At 60.3% G+C, this 21,445-nt stretch carries 20 protein-coding genes; 13 read left to right on the top strand and 7 right to left on the bottom strand.

Annotated features, from left to right (window positions below):
- The first annotated feature begins 24 nt into the window (after positions 1 to 24).
- The 8 genes from HX821_RS10915 (at position 25) to HX821_RS10880 (ending at position 8,885) form a co-directional block, all read left to right on the top strand.
- Positions 25 to 339 carry a YqjD family protein gene (locus HX821_RS10915; protein WP_003209080.1) on the top strand — a complete coding sequence of 105 codons (315 nt, stop codon included), beginning with the start codon at positions 25 to 27 and terminating at the stop codon, positions 337 to 339.
- A gap of 2 nt (positions 340 to 341) precedes the next feature.
- Positions 342 to 728, top strand: a complete 387-nt coding sequence (locus tag HX821_RS10910; protein ID WP_003209078.1) for a phage holin family protein — start codon at positions 342 to 344, stop codon at positions 726 to 728.
- Positions 725 to 1,066 carry a hypothetical protein gene (locus tag HX821_RS10905; RefSeq protein ID WP_008432159.1) on the top strand — a complete coding sequence of 114 codons (342 nt, stop codon included), beginning with the start codon at positions 725 to 727 and terminating at the stop codon, positions 1,064 to 1,066. The genes HX821_RS10910 and HX821_RS10905 overlap by 4 nt, the downstream gene beginning before the upstream one ends.
- Positions 1,067 to 1,158: 92 nt before the next feature.
- On the top strand, positions 1,159 to 2,322 hold the full coding sequence (locus HX821_RS10900) for an EAL domain-containing protein (protein ID WP_003209076.1): 1,164 nt from the start codon (positions 1,159 to 1,161) through the stop codon (positions 2,320 to 2,322).
- A 72-nt stretch (positions 2,323 to 2,394) separates the two neighbouring features.
- The gene (locus HX821_RS10895) at positions 2,395 to 3,726 is read left to right on the top strand and encodes a deoxyguanosinetriphosphate triphosphohydrolase (RefSeq protein WP_003209075.1); all 1,332 of its coding nucleotides are present in this window, start codon (positions 2,395 to 2,397) and stop codon (positions 3,724 to 3,726) included.
- A gap of 225 nt (positions 3,727 to 3,951) precedes the next feature.
- Positions 3,952 to 4,359 (top strand): response regulator, encoded by a 408-nt coding sequence (locus HX821_RS10890; protein ID WP_003209073.1) that lies wholly within the window; start codon positions 3,952 to 3,954, stop codon positions 4,357 to 4,359.
- Between the two features lie 249 nt (positions 4,360 to 4,608).
- A complete protein-coding gene (locus HX821_RS10885) occupies positions 4,609 to 5,235 on the top strand; it encodes a response regulator transcription factor (protein ID WP_003209072.1) in 627 nt (208 codons plus the stop codon).
- A gap of 8 nt (positions 5,236 to 5,243) precedes the next feature.
- Positions 5,244 to 8,885, top strand: a complete 3,642-nt coding sequence (locus HX821_RS10880) for a transporter substrate-binding domain-containing protein (RefSeq protein WP_177035735.1) — start codon at positions 5,244 to 5,246, stop codon at positions 8,883 to 8,885.
- Between the two features lie 44 nt (positions 8,886 to 8,929).
- Here the strand turns inward: HX821_RS10880 and HX821_RS10875 are convergent, their stop codons facing one another.
- Positions 8,930 to 9,412 carry a GAF domain-containing protein gene (locus HX821_RS10875; RefSeq protein WP_003209067.1) on the bottom strand — a complete coding sequence of 161 codons (483 nt, stop codon included), beginning with the start codon at positions 9,410 to 9,412 and terminating at the stop codon, positions 8,930 to 8,932.
- Entirely contained in the window at positions 9,409 to 10,299 is an 891-nt protein-coding gene (locus HX821_RS10870) for an ATP-binding protein (protein ID WP_003209065.1), read from the bottom strand. The genes HX821_RS10875 and HX821_RS10870 overlap by 4 nt, the downstream gene beginning before the upstream one ends.
- A 167-nt stretch (positions 10,300 to 10,466) precedes the next feature.
- Between HX821_RS10870 and HX821_RS10865 the strand changes: the two genes are divergently transcribed.
- A complete protein-coding gene (locus HX821_RS10865) occupies positions 10,467 to 12,776 on the top strand; it encodes a response regulator (RefSeq protein WP_177035734.1) in 2,310 nt (769 codons plus the stop codon).
- Here the strand turns inward: HX821_RS10865 and HX821_RS10860 are convergent.
- The 3 genes from HX821_RS10860 to msrB all read right to left on the bottom strand — a co-directional run bounded on the left by HX821_RS10860 (position 12,760) and on the right by msrB (position 14,218).
- On the bottom strand, positions 12,760 to 13,212 hold the full coding sequence (locus tag HX821_RS10860) for a MarR family winged helix-turn-helix transcriptional regulator (RefSeq protein ID WP_008432153.1): 453 nt from the start codon (positions 13,210 to 13,212) through the stop codon (positions 12,760 to 12,762). The genes HX821_RS10865 and HX821_RS10860 overlap by 17 nt on opposite strands.
- Positions 13,209 to 13,694 carry a glutathione peroxidase gene (locus HX821_RS10855; protein ID WP_003209061.1) on the bottom strand — a complete coding sequence of 162 codons (486 nt, stop codon included), beginning with the start codon at positions 13,692 to 13,694 and terminating at the stop codon, positions 13,209 to 13,211. Before HX821_RS10855 ends, HX821_RS10860 begins: the two co-directional genes overlap by 4 nt.
- 131 nt (positions 13,695 to 13,825) lie before the next feature.
- Positions 13,826 to 14,218: a peptide-methionine (R)-S-oxide reductase MsrB gene (gene msrB / locus HX821_RS10850; RefSeq protein WP_087694771.1), complete on the bottom strand. Its 393-nt coding sequence runs from the start codon at positions 14,216 to 14,218 to the stop codon at positions 13,826 to 13,828.
- A gap of 202 nt (positions 14,219 to 14,420) precedes the next feature.
- Here msrB and HX821_RS10845 point away from each other — a divergent pair, with 202 nt between their 5' ends.
- Positions 14,421 to 15,632, top strand: a complete 1,212-nt coding sequence (locus tag HX821_RS10845; protein WP_003209058.1) for a pyridoxal phosphate-dependent aminotransferase — start codon at positions 14,421 to 14,423, stop codon at positions 15,630 to 15,632.
- A 315-nt stretch (positions 15,633 to 15,947) separates the two neighbouring features.
- Complete coding sequence (gene htpX, locus HX821_RS10840) at positions 15,948 to 16,835, top strand: protease HtpX (RefSeq protein WP_003209055.1); 888 nt, start codon at positions 15,948 to 15,950, stop codon at positions 16,833 to 16,835.
- Positions 16,836 to 16,886: 51 nt separating this feature from the next.
- Here the strand turns inward: htpX and HX821_RS10835 are convergent, their stop codons facing one another.
- Positions 16,887 to 17,543, bottom strand: coding sequence for a thiopurine S-methyltransferase (locus HX821_RS10835; RefSeq protein WP_177035733.1), 657 nt, complete (start codon positions 17,541 to 17,543; stop codon positions 16,887 to 16,889).
- 102 nt (positions 17,544 to 17,645) lie between these two features.
- Here HX821_RS10835 and HX821_RS10830 point away from each other — a divergent pair, with 102 nt between their 5' ends.
- Positions 17,646 to 18,413 carry a class III extradiol ring-cleavage dioxygenase gene (locus HX821_RS10830; RefSeq protein WP_102368447.1) on the top strand — a complete coding sequence of 256 codons (768 nt, stop codon included), beginning with the start codon at positions 17,646 to 17,648 and terminating at the stop codon, positions 18,411 to 18,413.
- Positions 18,414 to 18,482: 69 nt separating this feature from the next.
- Here HX821_RS10830 and HX821_RS10825 read toward each other — a convergent pair whose 3' ends face one another.
- Positions 18,483 to 20,156, bottom strand: coding sequence for a DEAD/DEAH box helicase (locus HX821_RS10825; protein ID WP_003209050.1), 1,674 nt, complete (start codon positions 20,154 to 20,156; stop codon positions 18,483 to 18,485).
- A 423-nt stretch (positions 20,157 to 20,579) separates the two neighbouring features.
- On the opposite strand from HX821_RS10825, the gene HX821_RS10820 reads away from it, so the two are divergent.
- Positions 20,580 to 21,371 (top strand): crotonase/enoyl-CoA hydratase family protein, encoded by a 792-nt coding sequence (locus tag HX821_RS10820; RefSeq protein ID WP_177035732.1) that lies wholly within the window; start codon positions 20,580 to 20,582, stop codon positions 21,369 to 21,371.
- Positions 21,372 to 21,445: the final 74 nt, after the last annotated feature.

Here is a 21,445-nt window from a genome sequence, read left to right as displayed (position 1 = left end):
GACCAGCCACTCACGGAGATAACCATGGCCAGAAAAACGGCAAAGACTGCTCAAGAAATACTGATGGCGGATTTTCAAACCCTGGTCAGCGATACCGAGAAGCTGCTGGACGACACTGCGATCCTCGCCGGTGACCAGGCTGACGAGCTTCGCAGCAAGATTCACGAAAGCCTGCTCAAGGCCCGTGAAACACTGCAACTGACCGAGGACTCCCTGCGCGAACGCGGCCAGGCGGCGGTCACGGCCACTGAAGACTATGTGCAGGCCAACCCCTGGCAGTCCGTCGGCATTGCGGCCGGCGTGGGCTTTTTGATCGGCCTGCTGGCTACAAGGCGCTAATCATGTCTATCGGCGAATCCGGCTCTTCCACGGGCCCAAGTTCTACTTCACGGCGCCTGGGCGCGGCTGTCCTGGGTTTGCTGCACAGCCATGTCGAGCTGTTCGGCATCGAGTTGCAGGAGCAGAAAGCCCGGACCGTCAGCCTGTTGCTGTTCGCCGGCCTGGCGCTGGTGTTTGCCTTGCTGTTGCTGGTGGGTTTGTCGGCGCTGGTGATGATTCTGGTGTGGGATACCTACCGCCTGACCGGGATTATCAGCCTGTGTGTGTTCTACATACTGGCCGCAGCATTCTGCGGGTTGCGCCTGAAGGCGGCGGTGTTCGATGAGTCCACGCCGTTCCACGCCACCCTCGAAGAGCTGGCCAACGACCGGGAGCGCCTGCTGCCATGAGCATGACTGAATTGCCGCAAAACACTTCCCGGCGAGAAATGCGCAAGGCGTTGATCCGCCTGCGCATGGAAATGCACCGCCAGGAAATCCGTCACGAGTCCCAGCAACTGATGCTGCCGCTGCAAAAGGTCCGCAACATGGGCCAGAGCTGGCAGGACGGTTTTGGCATCAAGCACGCGCCGCTGTGGGGCGTGGGCGTGGTGACGCTGCTGGGGTTTCTCACCGGCAAAGGCGCCAAGGGCGGCGGAATCGGCACCATGACCCGCCTGGTGCGGCTGGGTGCCGGCCTGATCCCGCTGATCAAACTGGCCATGCAAGGTGCTTCGCGCAAAAGTTGAGCGTGCTGGCTGCATTCTTGCAAACAGATCAGGCCCGGCCCTCTCCATTGAGGGCCGGGCCTTTTTTATTTCCGATCTTTTAAGGAGGCCCCGTGATCGACGGGCAACCGCTCGCCTGCTTCCAGCCATTCATCGACACCGCCACCGGCCGCATCGCCGGCGTAGAAGCCCTGGGCCGCCTACGCCAGGCGAATGGCCAACTGCGCTCGGTGGGTCCGCTGTTCGCCGACCCGCGCACGCCCTCGGTGGCCTTGCGCCGCCTGGACCGGCAGATCCGTGACAATGCCCTGAGCCGCCTGCATGAAGCCCCGCAAGAGTGGTTCCTCAGCCTGAATATCTCGCCACGCTGGATCACCCGCCTGCGCCCGGGCCAGGCGCTGCCGAGCCTGAAGCAATTGCAACTGCATAACGTCGACCCGCGCCGCATCGTGTTCGAGATCACTGAACTGGGCGGCGATATCCTGCGCCTGGCCGAAGTCGTCGAGCGCTACCGCGAGGCCGGCGCGCGGATTGCCATTGATGACTTCGGCGCCGGCTATTCGCAGCTGGACCGGGTGCTGGCCTTGCAGCCGGACATTCTCAAGCTGGACATGCGCCTGTTCCAGGCCGCGGCCCGCGGTGGCCCGAGCGGTGAGGTGGTACGGGCACTGGCGCAAATGGCGGAAAAAACCGGCTGCTGGATCATCGCCGAAGGGGTGGAAACCGAGGCCCAACTGAATTTCGCCCTGGAATGCGGTTCGCGTTATGTCCAGGGCTACCTGTTCGCCCAGGCCCAACTGGACTGGTTCGACACCGACGCATTCGTGCCGCGCTTCGCCCAGTTGCGCACCGGCTATGTCCAACAGAAGCTCGCCGAACGTGGCCGGATCATGCAACTGCGCCAGCAACTGGCGGAGCTGATGCAGATCCTGCAAACCTGGGCCCACACCCGCGCACCGCTGAGCCAGCTGCCGCAATTGCCGGCGTTTCCCTGGCTGCTGCGTTTTTACCAGTGCGACCGGCATGGCACGCAACTGACACCCAACTTCGAATGGCACCAGGGCGCCTGGCAAGCCGACAGCCGCTACCTGGGCCACAACTGGTCATGGCGTCCGTATTTTTATCATTTGCTGGCCGAAGGTTGGGAGGAGCGGCGGCTGACCCTGTCCTCAACCTATCGCGATGCCACGACCAACCAGTACTGCCTGACTGCCGGACAATTCTTTGATAATGGTCAGCGCCTGCTGTTAATCGATATCGACGCCGCCGGCCTGTAGTTTTTCGCTTGCGAAGGCCTGGCTGAACCGGGAAGCTGGGAGCCGTCATTCACCGCACGGAGAGTACCCGCCTTGGATTGGCCCACCCTGCTTACCCGCGAACGCCTTGGAAAACCCCTGCACAGCCCGGAAGAACTGGGGCGCAGTCCGTTTCACAAAGACCATGACCGCATCATCTTTTCCGGTGCGTTTCGCCGCCTGGGCCGCAAGACGCAAGTGCACCCGGTGACCAGCAACGATCACATCCACACCCGGCTGACCCACTCCCTGGAAGTCAGTTGCGTGGGACGATCCCTGGGCATGCGCGTAGGCGAGACCATCCGCAGTGCCCTGCCCGACTGGTGCGACCCGAGCGACCTGGGCATGGTGGTGCAGTCGGCCTGCCTGGCCCATGACATCGGCAACCCACCCTTCGGCCATTCCGGCGAGGACGCGATCCGGCACTGGTTCCAGCAAGCTTCAGGCCGTGGCTGGCTGGATGACATGAGCAGCGCCGAACGCAATGACTTCCTCAATTTCGAAGGCAATGCCCAGGGCTTCCGGGTACTCACGCAACTGGAATACCACCAGTTTGATGGTGGCACCCGCCTGACCTACGCCACCTTGGGCACCTACCTGAAATACCCCTGGACCGCCCGCCACGCCGACTCCCTGGGCTACAAGAAACACAAGTTCGGCTGCTACCAGAGCGAACTGCCGATCCTGGAGCAGATCGCCCAGAAGCTCGGCTTGCCGCAGTTGGAAGAACAACGCTGGGCCCGGCACCCGCTGGTGTACCTGATGGAGGCGGCCGACGATATCTGCTACGCGTTGATCGACCTCGAAGACGGCCTGGAAATGGAGCTGCTGGAATACGCCGAGGTCGAGTCACTGCTGCTGGACCTGGTGGGCGACGACTTGCCGCAAACCTATCGGCAACTCGGCCCGCTGGATTCCCGGCGACGCAAGCTGGCGATCCTGCGAGGCAAGGCCATCGAACACCTGACCAACGCCGCGGCCCGGGCGTTCGTCGAACAACAGGACGCGCTGCTGGCCGGCACCCTGCCGGGGGACCTGGTGGAACATATGCACGGCCCGGCCAAGCGCTGCGTGCTGGATGCCAAGGACATGGCCCGCAAGAAGATTTTCCAGGACAAGCGCAAGACCCTGCATGAGATCGGCGCCTACACCACCCTGGAAATCCTCTTGAATGCCTTCTGCGGCGCGGCCCTGGAACAACATGGCGGTCGCACCCCGTCGTTCAAGAACCGACGCATCCTCGACCTGCTGGGCAATAGCGCCCCGGACCCTTCCTGGTCATTGCACGCGTCCTTCCTGCGCATGATCGACTTTATCGCCGGCATGACTGACAGCTACGCCAGCGAGATGGCCCGCGAGATGACCGGCCGCTCCAGCCCGCAATAAATCGGAGCCCTGGCTGATGGCCAGGGCGCCTTTTCAAAGAATCGCCCTACGCACGGAACAGAGCGGCCTGATCGAAGTTCTTCCCCGCCGCGATGAATAATCGCGCGCCCTGACCGCAGTCTTTCGACCTGCTCCTGCGCCCGATAGCTGGCGGGCCCATTAACTTCTTACTACACGCCCTGGTGGAGCGTCTTCAGGGCTCTTGTCCATTCCATGGAAAAAACCATGCTCGAACAACTTCGCATCCTGTTGGTGGAGGATCACCCCTTTCAATTGCTGGCCACCCAATGCCTGCTACGAAACTATGGCTACCACGACCTGGCACTGGCCGAGAATGCAGAACAGGCAATGCGGCTGATGACACAAACCGACGTGCCATTCGATATTCTGCTCTGTGATCAATGTTTGCCCGACTTGCCAGGGCTGGAGTTGATTGAAATTGCCAACCGCAGAGGCTTTATAAGGTCCGCGATATTGCTCAGCGGCCTGCCCGTCAATGAACTGGAACACCTGATGGCCCAGGCATCCCGACGCAACTTTCCATTACTTGGCTATTTGTCGAAGCCGTTAAGCCACCTTGAGCTGAATGAACTCATACGCCAATCACGCCTTACTCGTTCAACAGAAAAGTAGGAAGTTAAACACCCGGGCAATCCGAAAACGCCTCTTTATAACGCTGCGCTCTCACGACCAGTTACTTTTAAATTCCACCCACGCAAAACTCTTACACCCAAACAACAAACACCTCACAGAGCGTAATCCCTTGCTTTTTTTGATGTAGGATTATTCTTGTTTTACGTTTGTTCCACATCAAGTTCATCCTCCTTCATTGCCATGTGAGCTAATGTGCCGACTTTATTTGCGCCTGTATGGAATTTGATCATGAACTCAGTTTTTATTATTGACGACCACCCCGTCATCCGACTTGCCATTCGGATGTTGTTAGAACACGAAGGCTATAAAGTAGTGGGAGAAGCCGATAACGGTTGTGATGCGATACAAATGGTCAAGGAGTGTCAGCCTGACCTGATTATCCTTGATATCGGCATTCCGAAACTCGATGGCCTGGAAGTGCTGTGCCGGTTCAACGCAATGAGTACGCCGACCAAGACGTTAATACTCACTGCCCAGACCCCCAAGCTCTTTGCTACCCGGTGCATGCGCTCCGGCGCGGATGGCTATGTGTGCAAGGAAGGTGACTTGAGCGAACTGCTCAGTGCCATCAGGGCGGTCTTGTCAGGTTACAACTACTTCCCGAGCCAGGCCCTTAACGGCAGCACTAACGAAACGGATAACAATGAAGAGCTTGAACTGTTCAAAGTCGTCAACGATCGTGAACTCATGGTATTACAACTTTTTGCCCAAGGCCGGACAAACAAGGAAATCGCCAAGGGCATGTTTCTCAGCAACAAGACCGTCAGCACTTACAAAAAAAGGCTCATGCAAAAACTGAAAGCCAAATCCTTGGTAGAACTTATCGAGATGGCAAAACGTAACGCGCTAGTGTGAGAAATCGGATGCCCAGGCGATTAAAGGACTATCTAATCATATTGAGTATCGGGGTGTGCCTCAGCACTTCCGTGCCTGCCGAACAAACTGTTCCCGAGCAATATGCCCTGCTGGGGCGTGCCGGTGCCGTTCAACTGGACACACCCCTGAACAAGACACAGCGCCAGTGGCTGCAGAACAAACGGGAACTGATACTGGGCACCTCTGCACCCGACTATCCGCCCTTCGACATCACCTCCAGCGGGCGTGATTATGAAGGGCTGACTGCCGATTACGCCGGGCTGCTGGCCAGGACACTGGCGATACCGCTCACCGTGTTGCGCTACTCCTCCCGTGAAGCCGCGATCCAGGCGCTGGCAAACGGCGAAATCGATTTTCTGGGGTCTGCCAACGGTTTTGAAGCGGCGAATCCCGACATCGTGCTGTCACTGCCCTACGCAGTGGATCAGCCGGTACTGGTGACCCGTGAAGGTGAGAACCGCGACCTTGGCGACGGCCTGGCCGGCCTGGCCGGCCTGCGCCTGAGTCTTGTCTACCATTACCTGCCCATGGACGAAGTGCAGGCGCTGTACCCCAAGGCGACCATCCACGCCTACCCGTCCTATCAAAATGCCTTGAATGCCGTGGCATTCGACCAGGCTGACGTATTCCTGGGCGACACCATTTCCACTCACTACATGATCAACAAGGGCTACCTGAAAAATATCCGCATGGCCAACTTCGGCAAGCACGAGGCCCACGGGTTCAGCTTCGCCTTGCGCAAGGATCAACCCATTCTCCTGAGTATCATCGACTCAGTGCTCGATGGCGTATCAACCTATGAACGTGACAGCATCGCCAAGCGCTGGAGTGCGGGCAGCGACATTCTGCTGACCGACCGCAAGCTGCAACTGAGCCTGCGCGAAGAGCGCTGGCTCAAGGACAACCCCGTGGTGAAGGTGGTGGTCAATGAAACCCTCGCCCCCCTGACGTTCTTCGATACCGACGGCAAGTTCCGGGGCGTCACCGCCGACGTGCTGGAGCTGATCCGCCTGCGAACCGGCCTGCGCTTCGAGATTCAACACGTGCGTGACGTCGCCAACATGATGGAACTGGTGCAGACCGGCGCAGCCGACATCATCGGCGCAATTACCCCCAGTACCGGGCGCGAGTCCCAGTTGAACTTCAGCCGCCCCTACCTGGAAAACTCCTACGTATTATTGACCCGTAAAGAGCCGGGCGCGCCCACAAGCCTTCAAGAACTGGCCGGCAAGCGCCTGGCGATTACCCAGGGCAATCAGCTGGAAAAATTCCTGCAGCAGGCATTTGCCCAGATAAACCTGGTGGAAACCGGGGATACCTTCAAGGCATCGGAATTGCTGGCACAGGGGCAAGTCGAGGGCGCAGTGAACCCTTTGGTGATCGCCAACTACCTGCTTTCTTCTCCGGCATTCCAGGACAAACTGCAGATCAGTTCCAGCATCGGCACGTTGCCTGCGACGTTTGCCCTGGCGACGTCCCGACACGCCACGGAGCTGAGTTCGATCCTGGACAAGGCACTGCTGAGTATCGCCCCGGATGAGATGGCGGCGATCAACAGCCGCTGGCGCGGCTACAACGCAGCGTCCGATGGCTACTGGCGCAATTACCATCGCCTGATTGCCCAGATCATCATCGGCACCGGGCTGCTGCTGTTGATTTCCCTGGCCTGGAACGGCTACCTGCAGCGCCAGATCAAGCACCGAAAACTGGCCGAGCGCGCCCTTAACGACCAGTTCGAGTTCATGCGGGCGCTGGTCAATGAAACGCCCCATCCGATCTACGTACGCGACCACAACGGCTATCTGCAGACCTGCAACGACAGCTACCTGCAGACGTTCGACATCAAGCGTGAAGACGTCATCGGCAAAAGCATCACGCAGATGAGCATGGCCCTTGAGACGGAGGCGGCGCAGTACCATGCCGACTACCAGCGGGTAGTGGCCGAGGGCAAACCGTTGATCCTTGATCGCACCTTGCACGTGCACGGGAAAAAACTCACGATCTACCACTGGATCCTCCCCTACCGCGACTCCGTGGGCGAGGTCCAGGGCATCATTGGCGGCTGGATCGATATCAGCGAACGGCGCCAGTTGTTCGACGAGTTGCGCGCCGCCAAGGAACGCGCCGACGAGGCCAATCGCGCGAAAAGCACGTTCCTGGCCACCATGAGCCACGAAATCCGCACGCCGATGAACGCCGTCATTGGCATGCTGGAATTGACACTCAAGCGCGCCGATCAGGGTCATCTTGATCGCCCTGCGATCGAGGTCGCCTACAACTCGGCCAAGGACCTGCTGGAGTTGATCGGCGACATTCTGGACATTGCACGTATCGAGTCCGGTCGATTGAGCCTGGCCCCGGAGCGGGTCAACCTGCGCGAAGTCATCGAGTCGGTGGTCCGCGTGTTCGATGGCCTGGCGCGCCAGAAAACCCTGAGCCTGGTGCTGGAGTTCACCCCCGATGTCGAGGATACCGACGTACTGATCGACCCTCTGCGGTTCAAGCAGGTGCTCTCGAACCTGGTGAGCAATGCGATCAAGTTCACTGAACGCGGGCAGGTGAAGATCAAGGTGCAGCTGAAGGCGACCGGGCAACCTCAACAGATCGAGATGAAACTGGTAGTGGAGGACACCGGCATCGGGATCAATCGCGAAGACCAGCTACGCCTGTTCGAGCCGTTCGCCCAGGCCGACAACTCCGGGCACCTGGCCAGGAGCGGCGCCGGCCTGGGCCTGGTGATCTGTCGCAGCCTGTGCGCCATGATGGGCGGGCAATTGAGCCTGAGCAGCGTGCCCATGGTAGGCACCCAGGTCCACGTCAGCCTGAAGATGACTAGCCTGCCGCCGGTCAAGGCCGTAGACAAGCTCGAACCGGCCGCGGCCACGCCGGCGCCAGTGCTCAACGTGCTGGTGGTGGATGACCATCCGGCCAACCGCTTGCTGATGTGCCAGCAACTGGGTTTCCTGGGGCATCAGTTCACCGCGGCCCATCATGGTGCTGCGGGGTTCCAGGCCTGGCGCCAGGAACACTTCGACCTGGTCATTGCCGACTGCAATATGCCGATCATGAACGGCTACGAATTGAGTCACTCCATTCGCGAGTATGAGGAGCGCGAGCAGAAAACCCCGTGCGTGATACTCGGCTTCACCGCCAACGCGCAGCCCGAGGAGAAACAACGCTGCTTTGACGCCGGCATGAATGACTGCCTGTTCAAACCCATCAGTCTTACTGCGCTGGAACAGCACCTGGCGCAGGTCGATCCGCTGCCCACCCGCAACGTGTTTACCCTGCAAAGCCTGGACGCGATGACGGGCGGTGACCCACAGTTGAGCCGGCGTTTGCTCGAGGAGTTGCTCAGCAGCAGCCGGAATGATCGGGTCGAGCTGATGGCCATGCTGGCACGGCAAGCCGCGCCCGGCGACCTGATCGACCAGGCCCACAAGATCAAAGGCGCCGCCCGGATCATCCAGGCCGATACCTTGTCCGGACAATGCGAAGCGTTGGAGCAGGCGTGTGGCGAACGCGAGACACCACACGTTATCGAGGCGGGCATCAAGGCAATAGAGAAATCCATGCTTGAGCTGGAAAGGATGCTGCAGATGCAACTGGACGTGCTGGACTGTCGATAGTCTGCAGGAGCGAGCTTGCTCGCTCCTGCAGGAGACTCACCCCATCAACAATCGGTCAACCGCAGGAAAATCGCCGCCAACTGCTCGATGCCGGCCTGATCCTGCGGGGTAAACCGCGACAGCGATGGGCTGTCCAAATCCAGCACACCAATCAAGCGCCCGTCCTTGACCAACGGGACGACCAACTCGCTGTTGGACGCACTGTCACAGGCGATATGCCCCGGGAATGCATGCACGTCTTCCACCCGCTGGGTTTGCCGCGAGGCCGCTGCCGCGCCGCACACACCGCGACCAAACGGAATGCGCACACAGGCGATCTGCCCCTGGAACGGCCCGAGCACCAGCTCTTCATTGCGGTTGAGGTAGAAGCCTGCCCAGTTCAAATCATCCAGCTGGTTGAACAGGAACGCAGAAAACTGCGCGGCATTGGCAATGAAATCCCGCTCATCCGCCAACAGCGATTCCAGCTGCGCATGCAGCATGGCGTAGCCATCGAGGCCGGTTCCAGCCTGTTGCAAATCAATCATGGTTGACGCTCCAACAACTTGAGGCCCACCCAGTAGCGGGCGAACTGATAGGCACAACGGCCGTTGCGATTACCGCGCCCGGTGGCCCAGCGCACGGCGAGGATGTCCAACTCTTCATCGCGTTGCCACTGCAGACCGGCCTTACTCGCCAACTCGCCGATCCAGTGCTCGACCACATCCAGGAAGTGCTCCTGATTGAACGGGTAAAACGACAGCCACAAACCGAAACGGTCAGACAGGGCAATCTTGTCCTCCACCGCTTCGTTGGGATGCAGCTCGCCGTCTATGGTCTTCCAGTTCTCGTTATCGCTCTGGTTCTCGGGCACCAGGTGACGACGGTTGGAGGTGGCATACAACAGGACGTTTTCCGGCGCCTGCTCCAGGGAGCCGTCGAGTACGCTCTTGAGTACACGATAATCGCTCTCGCCGGCTTCGAAAGACAGGTCATCGCAGAACAACACAAAGCGTTGTGGCAATTTGATCAGTTGCTCGACCACCCGCGGCAAGTCCGCCAGGTGATCGCGCTCGATTTCGATCAGGCGCAGCCCGGCCTTGGCGTGCTGGGCCAGCAAGGCGCGCACCATGGACGATTTACCGGTGCCGCGCGAGCCCCAGAGCAGCGCATGGTTGGCCGGCAGGCCGTCGAGAAACTGTTGGGTGTTACGTGCCAATTGTTCGCGCTGTTTATCCACGCCGATCAGGTCGGACAGGCGCATATCCAGGCTGACTTCCAGTGGCAATAAAAAGCCGCTGCGACCTTCGCGCTGCCAACGGGCAGCCAGGCAATGGTTCCAGTCAACGGCTTCGCGCGGGGCAGGCAACAAGGGCTCCAGGCGAGCCAGTACCGCGTCGGCACGCTCAAGAAAGGCATTCAATCGAGAATCCACGACTATTCCTCTGGCAAGTTCTTGTAAAAGATGGCGTATTGGCAACCCTGAGGCAGACCGTGCAGGGCTGCACCGAATAAAATCGATTCATGCCGGGCAAGTTTGAGCCTGTGGATGTTCAGCTATGCTTGCCGGGCGAAAGGAAACGTAAAGTGGTACAGCACCCGATGGATATCAAGTTCGCCCACCGCTTGTCTTATAAACAAGCCAGACTGACAGTGCTGGTCGGATTCGTCTTGGGAACCTTGCTCAGCCTGATACAGATTGGGATTGATTATGCCAGCGAAGACGCTTCCATCAACCGGGAAATACGTGCGCTGATTGAAATCAGCCATAACCCGGCTTCGCGCATCGCCTACAACATCGACGCCGAGCTGGCCCAGGAACTGACGCTGGGCCTGCTGCACTCCCCCGCCATCACCCATGCACAACTGATCGACAACAACGGTTTGGTGCTGGCCGATGTCCATCGCCCGCGCAAGGAAAGCACCTACCGGCCCATCAGCGACTTCCTGTTTGGCGCCAACCGCCAATTCGAAGATCGGCTCTACCTCGCCCACATGCCCAACGATTCCCTCGGTGTACTGCGTCTTGACGTAGACACCTACGCGTTCGGCAGCCGCTTCCTGCACCGCGCCGAGATCACCCTGCTCAACGGCTTCGCCCGCAGCCTGATCCTCACCGGCATTCTGTTGGCGCTTTTCTACGTGATGCTGACCAAGCCGCTGGTGCGCATTATCCGCGAGCTGAGCTCACGCAAGCACGAGCGCCTGGACTGCCCGCCGGGGCACGAGCACGACGAAATCGGCGTACTGGTCAACGTTGCCAACCAACAGTTTGAAAACATGGAGACTGAAATCCAGCAACGCCGGCATGCTGAAAATCGCCTGACCGAATACCTCGGCCAACTGGAAGACATCGTCTCCGCCCGCACCACCGAGCTCAAGGCGATCAATCATCGGCTGACGCTGTCGAACGACGAGCTGGAAGCGGCGAAGATGACGGCCCTGGGCATGGCCCAGGCACGGGCGGCGTTCCTGGCCAACATGAGCCATGAAATCCGTACACCGCTGAACGGCCTGCTGGGGATGATCGCCCTCTCCCTCGACAGCCCGCTGAACGCCGAGCAACGCCAGCAACTGTCGATCGCCCATGACTCCGGCAAAGTACTGGTGGAGCTACTCAACGATATCCTCGACCTGTCGAAGTTCGACGCCGGCCAACTGGAACTGGAAAGCATCCCGTTCGACCTCGGTTCACTGGTGGAAGACACCGCCAACCTGCTCTCGCAAAACGCCGCGCCCAGCGTGGAGCTGACGTGCCTGATCGACCCGCAGTTTCCCGCCCAGGTGCTGGGCGACCCGACGCGGGTACGGCAGATTGTCAGCAATTTGCTGTCCAACGCCCTGAAGTTCACGCGTTTCGGCCGGGTGGATGTACGCCTCAGTGCCCAGGCCGGCCGAATCAGGATCGAGGTGTGCGACACCGGTATCGGGATCGCCCAGGATGCCCAGGTCAAGATTTTCCAGCCGTTCACCCAAGCCGGTGCGGGCATCACCCGCCAGTTCGGCGGGACAGGCCTCGGCCTGGCGCTGACCCACAACCTGTGCGAAGCCATGAAGGGCCGCCTGAGCATCAGCTCGGAAGCTGGCTTTGGCAGCCAGTTCTGTGCCGACCTGCCCTTGCCGACCCACTTGCCGGCGGTGCGCCTGGCGCCTTTGGCTGGAGATGTAATCGCCATCACCAGCACCAGCAGCGGGCTGGCAGAACTCCTCACCAGCCTGCTGCCGAGTTGGGGCCTGGCTCCGCGCTGTTATTCCATCGACGATGACTTGAGCGGGCAGAATCCCGACCTGCTGATCACCGACTGCCCCGAATGCCTGTTCCGCCTGCGCCCGATGATCACCGCCCCGATCCTGGTGGTAACCGCCTACGGCAACTTCATGCCCAGCGAAGAAGTCGCGGCCCTGGCCCCCTTGCAGCAACAGGCCCGCCCCCTGAGCCGCACCGCGCTGTACCAGGTCCTGCAACGCAACTTGCGCACCGATCCGGACCTGGTCCTGGACCTGATCCAGCTGGAAACCGGCCCCCTCGCCCACCGGGCGCGCATCCTGCTGGTGGAGGACAACCCGGTCAATCAACTGGTGGCCAAGGGCATGCTCGGCAAGCTCGGGTGCGAGGTAATCGTCGCCGCCCACGGTGGTGAAGCCCTCAAGCTGCTGGAAGAGCAAGGCTTCGACATGGTGTTGATGGACTGCAATATGCCGGTGATGGATGGCTATGAGGCCAGTCGGCAGATCCGCCGCAGCGGGCGCTGGCCGGACTTGCCGATCGTCGCCTTGACGGCCAATGCCATGTCCGAGGAACGCGAGCGCTGCCGGGCTGCGGGCATGAACGATTACCTGGCCAAGCCGTTTCGCCGGGAAGAACTCAAGGCCTTGCTCGATCTGTGGGTGCCGACTACGACAAGTCTTTGACCTGGCGCAACAGCTGATCCAGACCGTCACGCAAGGCATCGGCCTGGTTCAGGTCAACGCCGCTGTCACACAACAGGCGGGCCTTCAGCGGCTGCACCCGGTCGCGCAGGTGCCGGCCTTCATCGGTCAGGCTCAGGTGCACTTCACGCTCATCCAGCGCACTGCGCTGACGCCGCACCAGGGCAAGCTGCTCCAGGCGCTTGAGCAGTGGCGTCAGCGTGCCGGAATCCAGCAGCAGGCGCTCGCCCAGGGCCTTGACCGTAGGCTGCGACACCGCTGCGGCCTGCCATTCCCACAGCACCAGCATCACCAGGTATTGCGGATAGGTCAGGCCCAACTGATCGAGCATCGGCTTGTAGGCCCGGGTGACCGCGCGGGAGGCGGCGTAGAGCTTGAAGCACAGTTGGTCGTCGAGGGCCAGGGACAGGTCGGTCATTTGAGCAGGGCTTCGATCTCTTGGGTCAGGTCCTGGGGCTTGGTGGTCGGGGCGAAGCGCTTGACCACCTGGCCGTCGCGACCGATCAGGAACTTGGTGAAGTTCCACTTGATGCCCTTGGAGCCCAGCAATCCCGGGGCCTGCTTTTTGAGCTGTACGAACAATGGGTGGGCATCGCTGCCGTTGACGTCAATCTTCTTGAACAGCGGGAAACTGACACCAAAGTTCAGCTCGCAAAACTCCGAAATGGCGCCTTCGTTGCCCGGCTCCTGCTTGCCGAACTGGTTGCAGGGAAAGCCCAATACCACCAGGCCCTGGTCCTTGTAATGCTGCCAGAGCTCCTCAAGCCCCTTGTATTGCGGGGTGAAGCCGCACTTGCTGGCAGTGTTGACCACCAGAATCGCCTTGCCGGCGAAATCGGCCAAGGTCTTTTGCTCACCCTTGATGGTGGTGCAAGGGATGCTCAGCAGGTTGTCGCTCATGGCAGTGCCTCTACAGAGATAAGAAGGACTGAACGATAGTAGGCAATTCAATTGTGTGCAATTTAATTGGCGGGACTTATGCCTTGATATAACGGCCCCTGCGGGCACGAAGCCCGCAGGAGCTTGACGGCTCAGCGCGGTACCAGGTCCAGGCACACCGAGTTGATGCAGTAACGCAAACCGGTCGGCGGCGGTCCGTCCGGGAACACGTGGCCCAGGTGCGCATCGCATTTGGCGCAGGTGACTTCGGTACGGATCATGCCGTGGCTGATATCCCGAATCTCGACCATGGCCTGCTCGGCGATCGGCTCGTAGAAGCTGGGCCAGCCGCAGCCGGAGTCAAACTTGGCCCTGGAATCGAACAGCGGCTCATTGCAGCAGATGCAGTGGTAGACGCCGTCGGTCTTGGTGCCGTTGTACTTGCCGCTGAACGGTCGCTCGGTGCCTTTGAGGCGGCACACGTTGTACTGCTCCGGGTCGAGCATGGCTTTCCATTCTTCAACGGTTTTCTGCAACTTTTCCATCGGTACACCTCGGCAACTGAAAAAGCCTGATCTGTGTCTTTTCCATGGATCAGGCGGCACGTATGATTGCGCCTCTTCAAAGCGCCAGTCTGGCACCCGCGTTACCGGCATTCAAACGTATTTATGGGTCAGGCCAACGCAGGATTCTCAGCACGGTAGTCTCCACACCGTCTGGATCGTTCATTTTCAGGATCACATCGCCATGCAGGTCAGCAAATCGAACAAGCTCGCCAACGTCTGCTACGACATTCGCGGCCCGGTGCTCAAGCACGCCAAACGCCTGGAAGAGGAAGGCCATCGCATCCTCAAGCTGAACATTGGCAACCCGGCACCCTTTGGTTTCGAAGCGCCGGACGAAATCCTCCAGGACGTGATCCGCAACCTGCCTACCGCACAAGGCTACAGCGACTCCAAAGGCCTGTTCAGCGCGCGCAAGGCCGTCATGCAGTACTACCAGCAGAAGCAGGTTGAAGGTGTCGGCATCGAAGACATCTACCTGGGCAACGGCGTGTCCGAGCTGATCGTCATGTCCATGCAGGCCCTGCTCAACAACGGCGACGAAGTGCTGGTTCCGGCTCCCGACTACCCGCTGTGGACCGCCGCCGTAACCCTGGCCGGTGGCCATCCGGTGCATTACCTGTGTGACGAAGGCGCCGACTGGTTCCCGGACCTGGCCGACATCAAGGCCAAGATCACCCCGAACACCAAGGCCCTGGTGATCATCAACCCGAACAACCCCACCGGCGCCGTCTACTCCAGGGAAGTGTTGCTGGGCATGCTCGAACTCGCGCGCCAGCACAACCTGGTGGTGTTTTCCGATGAGATCTACGACAAGATCCTCTACGACGACGCCGTGCACATCTGCACCGCCTCCCTGGCGCCGGACCTGTTGTGCCTGACCTTCAACGGGCTGTCTAAATCCTACCGGGTGGCGGGCTTCCGTTCCGGCTGGATCGCCATTTCCGGCCCCAAGCACAATGCCCAGAGCTACATCGAGGGCATCGACATGCTGGCCAACATGCGCCTGTGTGCCAACGTGCCGAGCCAGCACGCCATCCAGACCGCCCTGGGCGGCTACCAGAGCATCAACGACCTGGTGCTGCCACAAGGCCGCCTGCTGGAGCAGCGCAACCGCACCTGGGAACTGCTGAACGCGATTCCCGGCGTCAGTTGCGTCAAGCCGATGGGGGCGCTGTATGCGTTCCCGCGGATCGACCCGAAAGTGTGCCCGATCCTCAACGACGAGAAGTTCGTGCTCGACCTGCTGCTGTCGGAAAAGCTGCTGGTGGTCCAGGGTACGGCGTTCAACTGGCCGTGGCCGGATCACTTCCGGGTGGTCACCCTGCCGCGGGTGGATGACCTGGAGATGGCCATTGGTCGCATCGGCAACTTCCTGAAGTCCTATCGCCAGTAATGGGCATTGCGCTGTACGGCCCCCCCCGTGGTCGTACAGCGATTATCTGGCAACACTTCTCTGCCCTGCGTGGGCGGTATCGCCTTTTACACCTGCCGGCTCCACCCTTGCTCGGGCATCACCCTATAATTACAGGGCTGCAAGGTAATGGGGCGAGGCTGCCGAGCCACACCAGGCCTCGGAAATTCCCTTCAAGGCTCTACATTCAGGCTGTAGGACACAGTTTGAAATAGTCCCCCGGTTGAATAGCCCCATGCCGCACCTTATATACCCCGCAGTACGCGACATATTAAGCATGAGGAGAATTCTACAACCATGATGCGCATTCTGCTGTTCTTGGCCACTAACCTGGCGGTCGTGCTGATTGCCAGCATCACGCTGAGCCTTTTCGGCTTCAATGGGATCATGGCGGCCAACGGGGTTGATCTGAACCTCAATCAGCTGCTGATCTTCTGTGCGGTCTTTGGTTTTGCCGGGTCGATTTTCTCGCTGTTCATCTCCAAGTGGATGGCGAAGATGAGCACCAGCACCCAGATCATTACCCAGCCACGCACCCGTCATGAGCAATGGCTGCTGCAGACCGTCGAGCAACTGTCCCGCGAAGCCGGGATCAAGATGCCTGAAGTCGGGATCTTCCCGGCCTATGAAGCAAACGCCTTTGCTACCGGCTGGAACAAGAACGACGCCCTTGTGGCCGTCAGCCAGGGCTTGCTGGAGCGGTTCTCGCCCGACGAAATCAAGGCGGTGCTGGCCCACGAGATCGGCCACGTGGCCAACGGTGACATGGTCACCCTGGCGCTGGTCCAGGGCGTGGTGAACACCTTCGTGATGTTCTTCGCGCGGATCATCGGCAACTTCGTCGACAAGGTGATCTTCAAGAACGAACAAGGCCAGGGCATGGCCTACTACGTGGCGACCATCTTCGCCGAACTGGTACTGGGCTTCCTCGCCAGCTCGATCGTGATGTGGTTCTCGCGCAAACGGGAATTCCGCGCAGACGAAGCCGGCGCACGCCTGGCCGGTACCGGCGCGATGATCAGCGCCCTGCAGCACCTGCGCTCCGAACAGGGCTTGCCGGTGCACATGCCGAACACCCTGACCGCCTTTGGCATCAACGGTGGCATCAAGCAGGGCATGGCTCGCCTGTTCATGAGCCACCCGCCACTGGAAGAGCGAATTGACGCACTGCGTCGTCGCGGCTGATAGCGACAAGAAGAAGGGGCGATTCAATCGCCCCTTTTTTGTGGGCGCTCTTCAGCGCCTGGCCAACCGGTACACCCGCTCGTCCAGGCGCGTGACGCCGTCCTGAACAAACTTCCAGCTGTCCCCCAGGATGTCCTGCTCCTGCAGCACATCCAGGCTCCACCGGCCGCCCAGGAGCAATTGCACTTCCTCATCGCTCACCGCGAACGGCGGGCCGGCCTTCTGCGACTGTTCATAGTCGAGGGTGATCAACAGGCCACGACTGCCTCCCGCCAGAATCCCATTCAAGTGCGCCGCATACTGCTCGCGCATCAACGGTGGCAGGGCAATCAGCGCCGCCCGGTCGTAAAGCGCTGTGCAACCAACCACGGCCCCGGCATCCAGGGCGAAGAAGTCCCCGCACCACAGCTCGATGGAACCCGCCTGGAAAACTTTGAAAGCGCCGCGCTGGCTGACCTGCGGCATCAGCTCCTGCTCGCTGAAAAACTCTTCAACGGCCTTTTCCGACAACTCGACCCCGATCACCCGATGCCCGATGCTCGCCAGCCACACCAGGTCCAGGCTCTTGCCGCACAACGGCACCAGCACCTGCGCCCCGCTCGCCACACCCAGACCGGGCCAGTGACGCAGCAGGTAAGGATTCACTTCGGGCAAGTGGAAACCCGTCTGATTGCGCGCCCAACGCTCATGCCAAAATCCAGGTTCCATGATTCACCCTAAAACTTGATCAAATAGCGCTAAAACTTATATTAGATTTAGATCAATGATCTGATTGAAGATGGTCCCATCTTAACCCTCAGGACCCTACTCATGCTGCCCAGCCTGTTTATCTCCCACGGTTCGCCCATGCTTGCCCTGCAACCCGGTGCCAGTGGCCCGGCACTCAAGCGCCTGGCAGCCGAGCTGCCACGCCCCAAGGCCATTGTGGTGGTCTCGGCGCACTGGGAAAGCCAGGGGCTGCTCGTGACTGGCAGCGCCGCACCAGAGACCTGGCACGACTTTGGCGGCTTCCCACGGGAACTGTTCGCGGTGCAGTACCCGGCACCCGGTGACCCGCAGTTGGCCGCCCAAATCGTGCAGTTGCTCAAGGCTGACGGCCTGGAAGCGCGCATTGATGATCAGCGCCCCTTCGACCACGGCACCTGGGTGCCCCTGTCGCTGATGTACCCGGCGGCCGATATCCCGGTGGTGCAGGTATCGCTGCCAAGCCGCATGGGCCCTGCCCTGCAAACCCGTGTCGGCCACGCACTGGCGAGCCTGCGGGAACAGGGCGTGCTGCTGATCGGTTCCGGCAGCATTACCCACAATCTCGGCGAACTGGACTGGCAGGCCGGGCCGGAGAGCATCGAGCCCTGGGCGCGGGATTTTCGCGATTGGATGGTCAGCAAACTGGCAGCCAACGATGAAGCCGCGCTGCACGACTATCGTCGCCAGGCACCTCATGCCGTGCGCAGCCACCCCAGCGACGAGCATTTGCTGCCGCTGTATTTCGCCCGGGGCGCCGGCGGTGAATTCAGCGCAGCCCACCAAGGCTTCACCATGGGCGCGCTGGGCATGGACATCTACCGTTTCGCCTGATTGCAGGCAAAAAAAATCCCCGAACCAGTCGGGGATTTTTTATGTTCGATCAATCAGCCCGGGGGCGGATCAATCTTCGCGGTAGCGACGCAGCTTCAACTGCTTACCGGCAACGCGGGTGTCCTTCAGCTTGGTCAGGAGTTTCTCCAGACCATCTTCCGGCAGCTCTACCAGGGAGAAGCTGTCACGCACCTGGATGCGACCGATTGCTTCACGTGCCAGGCCACCCTCGTTGAGGATAGCGCCCAGCAGGTTCTTGGCAGCGATGCCATCACGCGCGCCCAGCGCGGTACGGCAGCGAGCACGGCCTTCAGCCAATGGAACCGGAGCACGACGCTCACGATCACCACGGTCCGGACGGTCGCCAGTACGCTCTGGACGATCACCGCGCGGAGCGTTGTTCGGCACCAGTGGACGTTCTTTCTCGATGGCAGCCAGGGTCAGGGCCTGACCGTTGGTAGCCTTGCGCAGCAGGGCTGCAGCCAGGGCACGCGGGGTGCAACCGATATCGGCAGTCAGGCGGTCCAGCAGGTCGCCGTGGGTCGATTCAGCATCAGCCACCAGTGGCGACAGGCTGTTGGTCAGTTTCTTGATGCGCGCATCGAGAACGGCCTGGGCATCCGGCAGGCGGACTTCGGCAACTTTCTGACCGGTTACACGCTCGATCACTTGCAGCATGCGGCGCTCACGTGGAGTCACCAGCAACAATGCACGACCTTCGCGACCGGCACGGCCGGTACGGCCGATACGGTGAACGTAGGACTCTGGATCGTAAGGCATGTCAACGTTGAACACGTGGGTGATACGTGGAACGTCGAGGCCACGGGCAGCAACGTCGGTCGCCACAACGATGTCCAGACGGCCATCCTTGAGGGAGTCGATCACGCGCTCACGCTGGTTCTGGGCAATGTCACCGTTCAGCGCAGCGGCTTTGTAGCCTTTGGCTTCCAGGGCGCTGGCCAGGTCCAGGGTCGCTTGCTTGGTGCGCACGAACATGATCAGGGCGTCGAAGTCTTCGACTTCCAGCAGGCTCAATACAGCCGAGGTCTTCTGGTCAGCGTGAACCAACAGGTGAGCCTGTTCGATCGCGGTAACGGTCTGAGTCTTGGTCTGGATCTTCACGTGTTGCGGATCGCGCAGATGGCGTTCGGCAATGGCACGGATCGACTGTGGCAGGGTAGCCGAGAACAGTACGGTCTGACGGGTTGCTGGCAGTGCCTTGAAGATGACTTCCAGGTCGTCCATGAAGCCCAGCTTGAGCATTTCGTCAGCTTCGTCCAGAACCAGGTGGTTCACGGTCGACAGCACTTTTTCGTCGCGACGCAGGTGGTCGCACAGACGGCCCGGAGTGGCGACAACGATCTGTGCGCCGTTACGGATTGCTTTCAGTTGTGGGCCCATAGGCGCGCCGCCGTAAACGGCCACAACGGTAACGCCCGGCATTTGCTTGGCGTAGGTTTCGAAAGCGGTTGCTACTTGCAGCGCCAACTCACGGGTTGGCGCCAGGATCAGGGCTTGCGGCTCGCGCTTGGCAGGATCGATGCAGTGCAGGATTGGCAGGGCGAACGCGGCGGTTTTACCGGTACCGGTTTGCGCTTGGCCAATCATGTCTTGGCCGGCCATGATGATCGGGATCGATTGCTGCTGAATAGCCGAAGGTTCTTCGTAGCCAGTCGCGATGACGGCAGCAAGAATGTTCGGGTTAAGATTAAAAGCGGCGAAGCCGCCGGTTTCCTGGGTCATGGGTCTGCCTCTAAGTGCATCCGCAAAGACCCATGCTCCAAAGCTGCGCATGCCGTGTTGAGACTCAAGAGTCGCCCTGGCTGCTTTGTCGGCGGGGATTTGCGAAAACGAATGAATGAAAAAGATTCGTCAAGGAAGAGTCCGCTGTGCGGACGTGCAGCCGAAGCTGACTTCGGGGAATTGCGCTACCTAAACGCGGCCCGGTTAAAGGCCGGCGCGCACTATACCGGAAATCGCTGAAAAAGGGAGCTTTTTTTATCGCAAACCGCAGGTAAACGCCTCTGCATCAAAGGCTTTGCGCATCCAGGCAGCAGGGTCTATTTTTCAAAGGCCCGGCCCTGTTGGTCATGACGCTTAAACGGTTCACCCTTAACAGCGGGCCCTTCGGTCCGAAACCTCCCTTTGCGCCCGAGGGCACACCCCATGAACCAAGCCACCAACAGCCGCGTCAGCCGTGAACAGCAGGGTCATATCCTGTTGCTGGGGCTGGATCGCGTGGCCAAGCGCAATGCGTTCGACCTGGAATTGCTCAATGATTTGAGCCTGGCGTATGGCGAATTTGATCGCAATGAGGAAGCGCGGGTGGCCATTGTCTTCGGGCATGGCGATCACTTTACCGCCGGATTGGACCTGGCCAATGTGGGGCCCACGATGGCACAAGGCTGGCAACCGCCGTTGGGTGGTTGTGATCCGTGGGGCGTTTTCGCGGGGCCCCGGGTCAGTAAGCCGGTGATTGTTGCGGCTCAGGGGTACTGCCTGACCATTGGTATCGAGTTGATGTTGGCGGCGGATATCAATCTGTGTGCCAGCAATACCCGGTTTGCGCAGATGGAAGTGCAGCGCGGGATTTTTCCTTTTGGGGGCGCGACGTTGCGCTTTCATCAGATCGCGGGGTGGGGGAATGCCATGCGCTGGTTGCTCACGGGGGATGAGTTTGATGCCCATGAAGCGCTGCGGTTGGGGTTGGTGCAGGAGGTGATGGCCAGCGAGGATTTGTTGCCCCGGGCGGTGGCGCTGGCAAACCGCATTGCCCAGCAGGCGCCGCTGGGGGTGCAGGCCACGCTGATGTCGGCGCGTCAGGCACGGATCGAGGGGGAGACCGCGGCGGCGGCCGGGTTGCCCGTTTTGGTGGAGAAACTGCTGAATAGTGAGGATGCCAAGGAAGGTGTACGGGCGATGATCGAGAAGCGGCCTGGGGTTTTTAAAGGCTGTTGATTGTGGAGGGGGGCTTGGGGCGGGGTACATATCCGTTATTTAGGTAACGGCCACTATTGGTTCCGCTCTTACAG

Source organism: Pseudomonas sp. B6001 (genome assembly GCF_013386015.1).
Taxonomy (GTDB): Bacteria; Pseudomonadota; Gammaproteobacteria; order Pseudomonadales; family Pseudomonadaceae; genus Aquipseudomonas.
The sequence above is the reverse complement of the archived record's forward strand: the minus strand, read 5'-3'. Positions and strand labels throughout refer to the sequence as shown.

What these genes read in the sequence shown, in the direction of transcription:
- HX821_RS10915 (WP_003209080.1), top strand. Translation starts at nt 25, where the DNA reads ATGGCCAGAAAAACGGCAAAGACTGCTCAAGAAATACTGATGGCGGAT.
- HX821_RS10910 (WP_003209078.1), top strand. Translation starts at nt 342, where the DNA reads ATGTCTATCGGCGAATCCGGCTCTTCCACGGGCCCAAGTTCTACTTCA.
- HX821_RS10905 (WP_008432159.1), top strand. Translation starts at nt 725, where the DNA reads ATGAGCATGACTGAATTGCCGCAAAACACTTCCCGGCGAGAAATGCGC.
- HX821_RS10890 (WP_003209073.1), top strand. Translation starts at nt 3,952, where the DNA reads ATGCTCGAACAACTTCGCATCCTGTTGGTGGAGGATCACCCCTTTCAA.
- HX821_RS10885 (WP_003209072.1), top strand. Translation starts at nt 4,609, where the DNA reads ATGAACTCAGTTTTTATTATTGACGACCACCCCGTCATCCGACTTGCC.
- HX821_RS10880 (WP_177035735.1), top strand. Translation starts at nt 5,244, where the DNA reads ATGCCCAGGCGATTAAAGGACTATCTAATCATATTGAGTATCGGGGTG.
- HX821_RS10875 (WP_003209067.1), bottom strand. Translation starts at nt 9,412, where the DNA reads ATGATTGATTTGCAACAGGCTGGAACCGGCCTCGATGGCTACGCCATG.
- HX821_RS10865 (WP_177035734.1), top strand. Translation starts at nt 10,467, where the DNA reads ATGGATATCAAGTTCGCCCACCGCTTGTCTTATAAACAAGCCAGACTG.
- HX821_RS10860 (WP_008432153.1), bottom strand. Translation starts at nt 13,212, where the DNA reads ATGACCGACCTGTCCCTGGCCCTCGACGACCAACTGTGCTTCAAGCTC.
- HX821_RS10855 (WP_003209061.1), bottom strand. Translation starts at nt 13,694, where the DNA reads ATGAGCGACAACCTGCTGAGCATCCCTTGCACCACCATCAAGGGTGAG.
- msrB (WP_087694771.1), bottom strand. Translation starts at nt 14,218, where the DNA reads ATGGAAAAGTTGCAGAAAACCGTTGAAGAATGGAAAGCCATGCTCGAC.
- HX821_RS10845 (WP_003209058.1), top strand. Translation starts at nt 14,421, where the DNA reads ATGCAGGTCAGCAAATCGAACAAGCTCGCCAACGTCTGCTACGACATT.
- htpX (WP_003209055.1), top strand. Translation starts at nt 15,948, where the DNA reads ATGATGCGCATTCTGCTGTTCTTGGCCACTAACCTGGCGGTCGTGCTG.
- HX821_RS10835 (WP_177035733.1), bottom strand. Translation starts at nt 17,543, where the DNA reads ATGGAACCTGGATTTTGGCATGAGCGTTGGGCGCGCAATCAGACGGGT.
- HX821_RS10830 (WP_102368447.1), top strand. Translation starts at nt 17,646, where the DNA reads ATGCTGCCCAGCCTGTTTATCTCCCACGGTTCGCCCATGCTTGCCCTG.
- HX821_RS10825 (WP_003209050.1), bottom strand. Translation starts at nt 20,156, where the DNA reads ATGACCCAGGAAACCGGCGGCTTCGCCGCTTTTAATCTTAACCCGAAC.
- HX821_RS10820 (WP_177035732.1), top strand. Translation starts at nt 20,580, where the DNA reads ATGAACCAAGCCACCAACAGCCGCGTCAGCCGTGAACAGCAGGGTCAT.